The 9,669-nt window shown below is 68.6% G+C and carries 9 protein-coding genes; 3 read left to right on the top strand and 6 right to left on the bottom strand.

Going from position 1 to position 9,669, the window contains the following annotated elements; translation table 11 throughout:
* From QZV94_RS15160 to QZV94_RS15145, 4 genes are all read right to left on the bottom strand, one after another.
* Positions 1 to 2,225, bottom strand: a 2,225-nt coding sequence (locus QZV94_RS15160; RefSeq protein ID WP_293678744.1) for a 2-oxoglutarate dehydrogenase E1 component, incomplete at its 3' end; no start/stop codon positions are given.
* Positions 2,226 to 2,324: 99 nt separating this feature from the next.
* On the bottom strand, positions 2,325 to 3,203 hold the full coding sequence (gene sucD / locus QZV94_RS15155) for a succinate--CoA ligase subunit alpha (RefSeq protein WP_293678743.1): 879 nt from the start codon (positions 3,201 to 3,203) through the stop codon (positions 2,325 to 2,327).
* Between the two features lie 3 nt (positions 3,204 to 3,206).
* Positions 3,207 to 4,406, bottom strand: a complete 1,200-nt coding sequence (sucC, locus tag QZV94_RS15150; protein WP_293678742.1) for an ADP-forming succinate--CoA ligase subunit beta — start codon at positions 4,404 to 4,406, stop codon at positions 3,207 to 3,209.
* 149 nt (positions 4,407 to 4,555) lie between these two features.
* Positions 4,556 to 5,119, bottom strand: a complete 564-nt coding sequence (locus tag QZV94_RS15145; protein WP_293678741.1) for a hypothetical protein — start codon at positions 5,117 to 5,119, stop codon at positions 4,556 to 4,558.
* Positions 5,120 to 5,277: 158 nt separating this feature from the next.
* Here QZV94_RS15145 and QZV94_RS15140 point away from each other — a divergent pair, with 158 nt between their 5' ends.
* Both QZV94_RS15140 and QZV94_RS15135 read left to right on the top strand, forming a co-directional pair.
* Positions 5,278 to 6,042: a LytTR family DNA-binding domain-containing protein gene (locus tag QZV94_RS15140; protein ID WP_293678740.1), complete on the top strand. Its 765-nt coding sequence runs from the start codon at positions 5,278 to 5,280 to the stop codon at positions 6,040 to 6,042.
* A gap of 178 nt (positions 6,043 to 6,220) precedes the next feature.
* The gene (locus QZV94_RS15135) at positions 6,221 to 7,423 is read left to right on the top strand and encodes a hypothetical protein (protein ID WP_293678739.1); all 1,203 of its coding nucleotides are present in this window, start codon (positions 6,221 to 6,223) and stop codon (positions 7,421 to 7,423) included.
* A 51-nt stretch (positions 7,424 to 7,474) separates the two neighbouring features.
* On the opposite strand, the gene QZV94_RS15130 is transcribed toward QZV94_RS15135, so the two are convergent.
* Positions 7,475 to 8,458 carry a malate dehydrogenase gene (locus QZV94_RS15130; RefSeq protein ID WP_293678738.1) on the bottom strand — a complete coding sequence of 328 codons (984 nt, stop codon included), beginning with the start codon at positions 8,456 to 8,458 and terminating at the stop codon, positions 7,475 to 7,477.
* Between the two features lie 95 nt (positions 8,459 to 8,553).
* On the opposite strand from QZV94_RS15130, the gene QZV94_RS15125 reads away from it, so the two are divergent.
* The gene (locus QZV94_RS15125; protein WP_293678737.1) at positions 8,554 to 8,973 is read left to right on the top strand and encodes an HIT domain-containing protein; all 420 of its coding nucleotides are present in this window, start codon (positions 8,554 to 8,556) and stop codon (positions 8,971 to 8,973) included.
* Between the two features lie 12 nt (positions 8,974 to 8,985).
* Here the strand turns inward: QZV94_RS15125 and QZV94_RS15120 are convergent, their stop codons facing one another.
* Positions 8,986 to 9,537 (bottom strand): hypothetical protein, encoded by a 552-nt coding sequence (locus tag QZV94_RS15120; RefSeq protein ID WP_293678736.1) that lies wholly within the window; start codon positions 9,535 to 9,537, stop codon positions 8,986 to 8,988.
* Positions 9,538 to 9,669: the final 132 nt, after the last annotated feature.

Genomic DNA, 9,669 nt, shown 5'->3' with positions numbered 1-9,669 from the left:
CCCGAGGAGATGAACTGGTCGATCACCACCTGGGCGCCGTTGGCGAAGTCGCCGAACTGGGCTTCCCACAGGGTGAGCGTGTCGGGGTCGGTGAGCGAGAAGCCGTACTCGAAGCCCAGGACCGCTTCTTCCGACAGCGCCGAGTCCAGAACCTCGAAGTGCGCCTGGTTGGGGCCGAGGTTGCGCAGCGGGAAGTAGACGTCCTCGGTCTTCTGGTCGACGAAGCCGGAGTGGCGCTGCACGAAGGTGCCGCGCACGCTGTCCTGGCCGGAGAGGCGCACCGGGAAGCCCTGATCCAAGAGGCTGGCGAAGGCCAGGTGCTCGGCGGTGGCCCAGTCGATCCCCTCGCCCTTCTCGATGGCCTCGCGGCGCCCGGCGATCACCCGCTCCACGGTCTTGTGGATGGTGATGCGCTCGGGGACGGTGGTCATCTTGCGGCCGAGATCGAGCAGCTTCTGCTTCGCGACGCCGGTGGCGTGCCGCTCATCGCCGGTCGGCAGCTTCAGGCCCGACCACTTGCCGTCCAACCAATCGGCCTTGTTGGCCAGATAGACTTTGCCGCCGTCGAACTCCTCGTCGAGGAACTTGTCGAACTCCGCGATCCAGCCTTCGAAGTCGCCCTGGCTGCAGACGCCCTCGCCGATCAGCCGTTGTGCGTAAAGGTCGCGAACCGAGGGGTGGTTCTTGATCTTCGCGTACATCAGCGGCTGGGTCATCGTGGGGTCGTCCCCCTCGTTGTGACCGAAGCGCCGGTAGCAGAACATGTCGATGACCACGTCCTTGCCGAACAGCTGGCGGTACTCGGTGCCAACCTTGGCCGCGAAGGTGACGGCTTCTGGGTCGTCGCCGTTCACGTGGAAGATCGGGGTCTCGACCATCAGCGCCACGTCCGTCGGATAGGGCGAGGAGCGGCTGTTTTTCGGGCTGGTGGTGAAGCCGATCTGGTTGTTGACCACGAAGTGCATGGTCCCGCCGACGCCGTAGCCACGCAGGCCCGACAGCGCGAAGCACTCCGGCACCACGCCCTGGCCCGCGAAGGCGGCGTCGCCGTGCAGCAGCAGGGGCATGGCGTGGCCGCGGCCAGCGGTCGGGTTCTCGCGCAGGGTGAAGGCCTGCTTGGCGCGCACCTTGCCGATCACCACCGGGTTCACGATCTCCAGGTGCGACGGGTTGGCGGTCAGCGACAGGTGCACCGAGTTGCCGTCGAACTCGCGGTCCGAGCTGGCGCCCAGGTGGTACTTCACGTCGCCCGAGCCCTGCACGTCGCTGGGCAGGGACGAGCCGCCTTGGAACTCGTGGAAGATCACGTGGTAGGGCTTGCCCATCACCGCAGCGAGCACGTTCAGGCGGCCGCGGTGCGGCATGCCGATGACGATGTCCTTCACGCCCAGAGCGCCGCCGCGCTTGATGATCTGCTCCAGCGCAGGGACCATCGACTCCCCGCCGTCCAGGCCGAAGCGCTTGGTGCCAGGGAAGCGGCGGTGGAGGAACTGCTCGAAGCCTTGCGTCTCGATCAGCTTCTTCAGGATGGCGACCTTGCCCTCCTTGGAGAAGACGATCTCCTTGTCGCGCCCCTCGATGCGTTCCTGCAGCCAGGACTTCTCCTTGGGGTCGGAGATGTGCATGTACTGGATGCCGACGTTGCCGCAGTAGGTGCGGCGCAGGATCGCCAGGATCTCGCGGATCGAGGCGGTCTCCAGCCCCAGAACGAAGTCCAGGAAGATCGGCCGGTCGAAATCCGGCTCGGCGAAGCCGTAGGTGGCGGGATCCAGCTCCGAGGCGTCGCCCGGCGTGGTCGCCAGGCCCAGCGGGTCCAGGTTGGCCTTCAGGTGGCCGCGCATCCGGTATGCGCGGATCATCATGATGGCGCGCAGGGAATCCAGGGTGGCTGAGCGGATCTCGTCAACCGAGGCGGCGGGTCTGCGCGCCTCGAGGGTCTTGCCGACCTTCGCTTCGACCGCCGGCCATAAGCCGTCGATCGCCGAGAGCCAGTCAGGCCGCGCGGTGGGCGTGGGCTTTGGCGTCCAGGCCGGCCGCTGGGCGGCGCGCTGCACCTCCGAGGCCTGGTCGTGCAGGGAGGCGAAGAACGCCTGCCAAGAGGGCTCCACCGATCCGGGATCGCTGCTCCACTTGGCGTAGAGTTGCTCCACGAACGCGGCGTTGCCGCCGTAGAGGAAAGAGGTCTCGGCCAGAACTTCGTTGATCAGGCCCGCGTCGTCCGCCATCTCGTTTGCCTTTCGGCCCTTCGCCTTCCGAGGGCGGGGCCCGCGGACTTCTGGAGAAGGAGCCGAGGGCGGACCGCCCTAAAATCAGTTACCTGCGCCTCAGGCGCCCTTCAAAACCTCAAGCAGGGTGGTGCCGAGGGCCGCCGGCGACGGAGAGACGCGGATGCCCGCGGCTTCCATCGCGGCGATCTTGTCATCGGCTCCGCCCTTGCCGCCGGAGATGATCGCGCCTGCGTGACCCATGCGCCGCCCGGGCGGCGCGGTGCGTCCCGCGATGAATCCCACCATTGGCTTCTTGTTTGGTGAATTCCTGATGAACTCCGCTGCATCTTCCTCGGCTGAGCCGCCGATTTCGCCGATCATGATGATCGACTCCGTCTCCGGATCCTTCAGGAACATGTCGAGCATGTCGATGAACTCGGTGCCCTTGACCGGGTCGCCGCCGATGCCCACGGCCGTCGTCTGGCCGAGGCCCACTTGGGTAGTCTGGAACACGGCTTCATAGGTAAGGGTGCCGGAGCGCGACACCACCCCCACAGAGCCCTTCCGGAAGATGTTTCCCGGCATGATGCCTATTTTGCACTCATTCGGGGTCAGCACGCCGGGGCAGTTGGGCCCGATGAGCCTGGATTTCGAGCCGCTGAGCGAGCGCTTCACCCTGACCATGTCGGCCACCGGGATTCCCTCGGTGATGCAGACGATCAGCGGCACCTCCGCGTCGATGGCCTCCAGGATCGAGTCCGCCGCGAAGGCCGGCGGCACATAGATCACCGAGGCGTCGGCGCCGGTCTGCTTCACCGCCTCGCGAACGGTGTCGAACACCGGCAGGCCGATGTGGGTCGTACCGCCTTTGCCGGGCGTCACCCCGCCGACCATCTTGGTCCCGTAGGCCACGGCCTGTTCGGAGTGGAACGTCCCTTGGGCGCCGGTGATGCCCTGGCAGATGACGCGAGTGTTCTTGTTGATCAGGATAGACATGTCTTACGCAGCGCCCCGCACGGCCTTGACGATCTTTTCGGCCCCGTCGGAGAGGTCGTTGGCGGCAATCACGTTGAGGCCGCTCTCATTGATGATCTTCTTGCCCGCCTCGGCGTTGGTGCCTTCCAGGCGCACGACTAGCGGCACCTTCAGTCCCACCTGTTTCACCGCGGCGACGACGCCCTGGGCCAGCACGTCGCAGCGGGCGATGCCGCCGAAGATGTTGACCAGGATGCCCTTAACGTTGGGGTCGGCGATGATGATCTTGAAGGCCGCCGTCACCTTGGCCTCGTCGGCGCCGCCGCCCACGTCCAGGAAGTTGGCGGGCTCGGCGCCATAGAGCTTGATGATGTCCATGGTGGCCATGGCCAGGCCGGCGCCGTTGACCATGCAGCCGATCTCACCATCGAGGGCGATGTAGGAGAGGTCGTACTTGGACGCCTCGATCTCCTTGGCGTCCTCCTCGGTCTCGTCGCGGAGCGCGACGACGTCCTTGTGGCGGAACAGCGCGTTCGAATCGAAGCTGATCTTGGCGTCCAGGACCCGCAGATGCTCGTCTTCCGTGACGATCAGCGGGTTGATCTCCAGCATCGACATGTCCTTGTCGACGAACGCCTTGTAGAGCTGGTTCAGCAGCGTCGCGGCTTCCTTGGCGAGGCCGCCGGTCAGGCCCAGGGCCTTGGACAACGCCCGGGCGTGATGGGCCCAGACGCCGGTCGCGGGATCGATCGAGAAGGTGGTGATCTTCTCTGGCGTGTCGTGCGCCACGTCCTCGATGCTCATGCCGCCTTCGGTGGAGGCGACCACCGAGACGCGGGACGTTTCGCGGTCCACCAGGAGCGAGAGGTAGAACTCCTTGGCGATGGCCGCGCCCTCTTCGATGTAGAGGCGGTTGACCTGCTTGCCCTTGGGCCCGGTCTGGATGGTCACCAGGGTGCGACCCAGCATCTCGGCGGCGTTGGCCTTCACGTCCTCGACGGACTTGACCACACGCACGCCGCCCTTGGCGTCGGCGCCCAGGCCCTCGAAACGGCCCTTGCCGCGCCCGCCGGCGTGGATCTGCGATTTCACGACGAAGACGGGCCCGCCCAGCTTCTTGGCGGCCTCGACGGCTTCGTCGACGGTGAAGGCGGGGTAGCCGCGCGGGACCGCTACGCCAAACTCCGCGAGGACGGCTTTGGCTTGGTGTTCGTGGATGTTCATGAGGCCTTGGGTCGGCTGGCGACGGGCTCGCCCCAAGGCTCTCCAGCATGGAGACCCCGGCGAGTGAGCCCGGCTTATAGGCGCCGCTCCCGGTGATGACAACCGCGTGAGGCGCGGAAAACGCCCGCCCTTCACCTAGGGAAAGAGCGTCATCCGAAGAACACCATCCACAGTGTGCGGCCCGGGATGAAGGCGAAGGCCAGGTTGATGGCGAAGCCGCCATAGAACAGGCCCATCATCGTCCGGCTGTGACGCCGCACGTCATGTCGCTTGGCCCAGGCGACGCCCAGCGGCAGCACGATCAGGGTCCAGCCGGTGAACAGGTGCAGGAGGGACCACGAACCGTGGTTCAGCTCCCTGATGAATAGGGTCGCCCCCACGCTCACGGACACGGTCGACACCCACACCCAGCCGGCGACGCGGTGGAAGCGGCGGCCTTTGCGGACTGTCATCAGGACGCCGCCCAGGATGATGGCGAGCAGCGCGCCCGCCAAATGCACCTTGATCACCGGCGAGAGCGCCAGGAGCAGGTTCAGGTCGGGCGCGTGCACCCGCGCCTGCGACGCCACCCGCAGGATCGGTTGTAGGACGTTGCTCATCGCCAGCGCGACCAGGGCGGTGGCGACGGCCATCGACAGGGCGAAGCGGATGCCGAAGCCGCCCCGGTTCAGCAGCGCGGGCTTGCGGGTGGGCGTTTGCGAAAGGGACGACATCCTCTATCTCCGAAAGTGAAGGCTGGCGGCGCTCCGCGGCCTGATGGACCGGGACATGGCGGCCTTGGGATCGCTGATCGAGCGGGGATGCGCCGGATGACGGCCGGGCTTCGCGAACCGCCGCCGCGCGCCGTTCGCGCTTCGCCAACGGCGAGCGCATGAAGGGCCTCATCGCGCGGTTCACGCCCTACGACGAGGCGAGGGGCTGGCTTCGCGGCCTGGCCGTGGCCGCGGCGGTTGGGCTGTTCCTCACCTTCTCGGGCGCCTTCGGCACCGGTGACGTCCCGCTGGGCCTGCGACTTGGCTACTGGATGGTGATGATGCTGGCCGGCTACCTCTGGGGCGCGCTCGTCGGCCGGTACTTCATCGGGCGCGGCCGGGGACGCACCGGTAGTCTTTGGCTGGACGCGGCCTTGGCTTCGGTCGTGATGTCGGCACCCTTCACCCTGGTGGTCTGGGTCGCGACACGCGCCCTCCTGGATACCCCGCTTCCATTCGCATACCTCCCGGTCCTGTTCGGGTACGTGCTGCTGGTGTCGCTGGCGATCACCGCAATCAACATGCTGATCGAGACCCGGCGCGCGGCTATCACCCACGCCGACCCTCAGCCACCGATGTTTTTGGAGCGCCTGCCGCTGAAGCTGCGCGGGGCCGAGGTCTGGGCGGTTGAGGCGGAAGACCACTACCTGCGCCTGCACACCTCCAAGGGCCAGGACCTGATCCTCATGCGCCTGGCCGACGCGGTGGGCGAACTGGCCGGGATCGAGGGCGCGCAGGTGCACCGTTCGTGGTGGGTTGCCCGCGACGCGATCGTAGGCGCCCGGCGCGCCGATGGGCGTGCGACCCTCACCCTGAAGGACGGCGCGCAGGTCCCGGTCAGCCGCACCTACGCCGGTTGGCTGCGCGAGCAGGGCTGGATCTGATTTTCCCTAACCATAATGAGGCGTTGTGTCCCAGACGGCGGGGCTTGCCGGCCGCCCGGATTTGGCCTCAATCTGAGGTTGGGAGAGAGTATGGGGTTGGGGCCAAGCTTAGCCGCGTGTGCGCGCGACGCCGACCCTGCCCGATGCGCCGAGGGACCCGTGAGTTGAAGGGTCGTCCATGACGCGTGACCTGTTGGAATCTTCCTGCCGCAATCCGCCAGGTTCCAGACCGCCGGGGCCGGGCCGTCTGGTGGTGACCGGCGTCGTGGGCGCCTGCGTTCTGGGCGTCGCCCTGGGCATCTGGGCCCGACCGACCGCCCCCGGCGAGGCTGACGCCCGCCCTGCGGCGGCCAAAACCACGCCGCGGCCAGCGCTGCAGATCGTGGTGGACGACACGCCCGCCCCCATCGGCGCTCCGCTAGAAGTGCTCTCCGCCGAGCTCCTCGGGAACGAGCCGGCGCGGATCGCGCCTCCGCCCGCGCCTGTCGCGCCACTGATCGCTCTGCCCCGTCCCGCGTCCGGGCTGATGAAGGTCGACGCCGTGGTCGCCGCGGCGCCCATCGCCGCCCCCGCCGTGCACGAGACGCCGAAGCCGCAGGTGAAACCCAAAGTCGCGCCACCGAAGCCGCCAAAGCCGGTCGTCGCAAAGGCCTCCAAACCCGAGCCCGACCCGGCGAAGGCCAAGGCCAAGCTGGCGGCGGCCAAGGCCGCCAAGGCCCGCGAGGTCGCGAAACTGGAGAAGGCGGCAAAGCTGGCCGAGGCCCGCAAGGCCGAGAAGGCCAAGGCGGTGAAGCTCGCCAAGGCCGAGGCCGCGCGCGCCAAGTCCGTTAAGACGGCCCAGGCCGAGAAGGCCGCCAAGGCCGCGAAGCTCGCCAAGGCGGAGAAAACCGCCAAGGCTCAGAAGCTGGCGCGGATCGAGAAGGCGAAGGTCGAGGCCAAGGCCAAGCGGCCTGCGAAGCTGACGAAGGCGGTGAAGGTCGAGCCGCGGCGGGCGGTGCGGCCCAAAGCCACCAAGGTCGCCGCCGTGAAACCCGCGCCGGCGGCGAGACCCGCGCCTAAGCCTGCGAAGAAGGCCAAGCCGGTCCCCCGCGGCGAAGGGCCGATGCGGGTCGCCCGCGCCGACACCTGCGCCTCGTCCGATCCCGGCGAAGCCGTCGTCTGCGCCGATCGCCGCCTGAGCGCCCGCGACCGACAGCTGCAGCAGGCTTACCGCAGCGCCGAGGCCGCCGGCGTTCCCGCCTCTGCGCTTCGCAGCCAGCAGAACCGCTGGTTGGCCGCCCGAGCCGCCGCCGCCCGCGAGGCGCCCTGGGCGGTGGAAGACGTCTACGTCGCCCGAATCTCGGAGCTGAGGGACCTCACCCGCGACGCGCGGGAGGAGTAGGGGGCTCTGCGCGCTCACCCTCCCCTGGACGGGAAGGGATGAGCTCAGGCTCTAGCCCAGCATTTCCTTGACGGTGTCGCGCTCGCTCAGCAGCTCGTCGTTGGTGATCTTGATCTTCGACTTGGCGAAGTCGTCCATCTCGTAGGACGTGATCACCTCGTAGCCGTTCGCGGTGCTCTTCACCGGCATGCCGGCCCAGACGCCGTCGGCGAAGCCGTAACGGCCGCCGGACGGGATCGCCACGGAGTGGATGGCGCCGGGGGTCACCAGGTCGCGCACGTGGTCGACCAGGGCGCCGGCGGCAGAGGCCGCCGAACTCGCGCCCCGCGCCTCGATGATCGCCGCGCCGCGCTTGCCGACCGCGGGGAGGTATTCATTCTCCAGCCACGCCTTGTCGCCGATCACCGTGGCGGCATCCTTGCCGCCGATCTTGGCGTGGGTGTAGTCGGCGAACATCGTCGGGCTGTGATTGCCGTAGATGAACAGGTCGCTGACCTCGGTGACCAGCACGCCGGCCTTCTGCGCCAGTTGCGCGCGGCCGCGGTTCTCGTCCAGGCGGACCATCGCGGTGAAACGATCGGGACTCAGGCGCTTGGCCTGGCTGGCGGCGATCATGCAGTTGGTGTTGCAGGGGTTGCCCACCACCGCCACGCGGGCGTCGGCGGCCGCGTGCCTGTCGATGGCCTGGCCCTGGGCCACGAAGATCTTGCCGTTGTCCTTCAGGAGGTCGGCGCGTTCCATGCCCGGCCCGCGCGGCTTGGAGCCGACGAGGAGGCACCAGTTGGCGTCGCCGAACGCCTCGTTGGCGTCGCCGTGCAGCGTCATGCCCTGGACCAGCGGGAAGGCGCAGTCGTCGATCTCCATGGCCACGCCCTTCAGCGCCTTCTGCGGGCCTTCGACCGGAATCTCGAGGAGCTGCAGGATCACCGGCTGGTCGGCGCCGAACATCTGTCCCGACGCGATCCGGAACAGCAGCGCATAGCCGATGTTACCGGCGGCGCCCGTGACCGCTACGCGAATGGGTTTTTTGGCCATGACACCGCTCCCTTAATGTCCGTGGGCAGTCGGTAGCCCGTTGGCGCGTGCCCTGCAATGCCGCACGCGCCGCGGTTTGACTGTAGAAGGGCGGCATGTTCGCGCTCCACCCCGCCTTCCCGCCCACCTCGCACGAACTAGGCAGCCTGCCCCTCTGCCAGGTCCGGCTGCAGCTCGACGCGCGCTATTCCTGGCTGGTGCTGATCCCGCGCGTCGCAGGCGCAGTGGAGATCGAGGACCTCGATGCTGCGGACCGCGCAACCCTGCTGGAGGAAGTCGTGCTGGCCGGCGGTGCGGTCCGCGCGATCGGCCGTGCTCTGGGCCGCCCGGTGGAGAAACTCAACGTCGGCCAACTCGGCAACCTGACGCCGCAACTCCACATCCACGTCGTCGGTCGCCGCAAGGATGACGCCGCCTGGCCGGGGCCGGTGTGGGGTGTCGGGACGGCGGAGGCGTACGACGCGGATGCGCTGGCGGCGGCGCTCGCGGCGGCGAAGACGGCCCTCGGCCTCTGACTGGAGTGCGGACTACGGATTACGGCTCAGGCTCACCGCCTCCATCCGCCCTCGCTCCGACAGTTCCCCCGACCAACGCCCCTCCGCGGCGCGCAACACCGCCACGGCGCCGCCGGCAAAGCGGACGGTCAGCGCGTCGCCGACGCGCTCGACCTGGTCGATGAAGCCCGAAGCATCCAGGGCGCCTGGGCGGCGCGGGTCACGCCAGGCGCCCTCGACCGAGCCGTTCCGGTCGGTGAGCTGCAGGATGTACAGCGCCCGCCCGCCCGCGTGCAGCGTCCAGCCGCCGTCCAGCGGGCCCTCGAATCCCCGGGCCGAGGCCTGCGAGGATTTCAGCCGGCTGTCGTAGGCCGCGTCCGCCGGGCTGGGCGGGCCGTCGGGGCTTTTGCCCGTTTGCTCGATGCGGACCGGGGCGGTGAGGGCGGGCCGTCGGGGCGCCGGCTCGGCCGCGTCGGGCGGCGCGCTGGGCCTCAGCAGCGCGTCGATAGGGTCCGCTGGCGGTGGCTGCGCGGTGGCCGGGGCAGCCAGGAGCGCCAGCAGCAACGTCGCCTGGGCGAGCCTCATGCGGCCTCGCGCGCGGCGATCGCCTCGGCCACCGCGATCAGCCGCTCGGCCTCGGCGAAGTGCAGCCGCTCCACCATCCGGCTCTCCACGGGCGGCGTGGCGCTGGCCATGTTCGAAGGCTCGACCTACGAG

The organism is uncultured Phenylobacterium sp., assembly GCF_902826855.1.
Classification (GTDB): domain Bacteria; phylum Pseudomonadota; class Alphaproteobacteria; order Caulobacterales; family Caulobacteraceae; genus Phenylobacterium.
Note: the sequence above shows the minus strand (reverse complement) of the source record. Positions and strands in the feature narration are given on the sequence as shown.